This window comes from Roseovarius halophilus (ex Wu et al. 2025) (assembly GCF_047086965.1).
Window position 1 is genome coordinate 1 of sequence record NZ_JBKOTX010000469.1, and the last position, 1,335, is coordinate 1,335.

Sequence of the window (1,335 nt, forward strand, 5' to 3'; positions counted from 1 at the left end):
TGTCTTACGCTGAACCCGGCTCCTGGGATATAAAGGAGCCGCTGCCCGGCACCTCAAACATGCCGTGCAGCGGCGGCGGCGGGATCGTAACGTGTTTGGTCGTGAAGGACCGTTTGGGAGTATGATCAGCCGCCGTCTTCACCAAAGGGCCTGAACGGATACGCGTGTGACAAATCACGCATGACAAGCATAGGACATGGCGAAGATGACAGATCATACCATTGGCGTGGACATTTCGAAATCCCATCTGGATGCCTTCCGGCTGGAAGATGGCGCGGCACAGCGCTTCGAGAACTCGGCGGCAGGATTTCGGGCCCTGAGCAAGTGGCTTGGCAAGGCACCGGTGGCACGGATCGTGTTCGAGCCGACGGGGCCGTATCACAAGGCCTTCGAGGCGGCGCTTGGCAAGACGTTTCCCCTGGTCAAGGTGAACCCGCTTCAAGCGCGTCGGTTCGCCGAGGCGCATGGCACAAGGGCCAAGACCGATGCGGTGGACGCGCAGATGCTGGCGCGCATGGGCGCGGCGTTCGACCTTGCACCCCAAGCGCCATGTTCAAAGAACGCACTTTTTCTCAGGGACTTGCACGTTGCGCGCGCCGGACTGATCAAGGACCGAACAAGACTGCGCAACCGCGCCCAGACCCATGATATCGCGGTCCTGAAACGCCAGACCAAGGCGCGGCTCGCCCAGGTGGAGCGTCAGATTGCCGAGCTGGACGCCGAGATCGCGGCACTCATCGAGGCGCAGGAGGCCACAGCACGCAGCCGCGATATCCTGTGCTCCATGCCGGGGATCGGTGCTGTCACCGCCGCCGCCATGCTGATCCTGTTGCCGGAGATCGGCACACTCGAGCGCAAACAGGTGGCCAGTCTCGCCGGCCTCGCGCCCATCACCCGCCAGTCCGGTCAGTGGCAGGGCAAGGCGTTCATCGGGGGCGGGCGCAAACCACTGCGTGATGCCCTATACATGCCCGCGCTGGTCGCCATGCGCCACAACCCCGACCTCAAGGCCAAGTACGAGGCTCTGCGCGCCGCAGGCAAACCCGCGAAAGTGGCCATCGTCGCCATCATGCGCAAGCTCATCGAAATGGCAAATGCGCTCGTCAAAGCTGATCGCAAGTGGACCCCAAAAACCGCTTGATCAAGATGCCGTAATGGGGCTTGGCGCTTAACATCATCGTTGTGAATTGCCATCGGTGATTTGTTGAGGTGTCGTTGCCCCTGGCACGTCAGAGGTGTACCGGGGCACGGTTCTGAGACAGCGCGTTGCGCTGGTTAGGCCGCCATTTTAACCTCCGTGACGGCTTCGGGTTCAAGGGCTTTTTGCTCGGCCCT

The 1,335-nt window shown here is 61.9% G+C and carries 1 protein-coding gene; it reads left to right on the plus strand.

The genetic code is table 11. The annotated features are described in order from the left end of the window. The first annotated feature begins 205 nt into the window (after window positions 1-205). Complete coding sequence (locus ACH107_RS32880; RefSeq protein WP_412509791.1) at window positions 206-1,141, plus strand: IS110 family transposase; 936 nt, start codon at window positions 206-208, stop codon at window positions 1,139-1,141. Window positions 1,142-1,335: the final 194 nt, after the last annotated feature.

Excerpts from the sequence above, each read along its gene's own strand:
- ACH107_RS32880 (WP_412509791.1), top strand. The coding sequence starts at position 206 with ATGACAGATCATACCATTGGCGTGGACATTTCGAAATCCCATCTGGAT.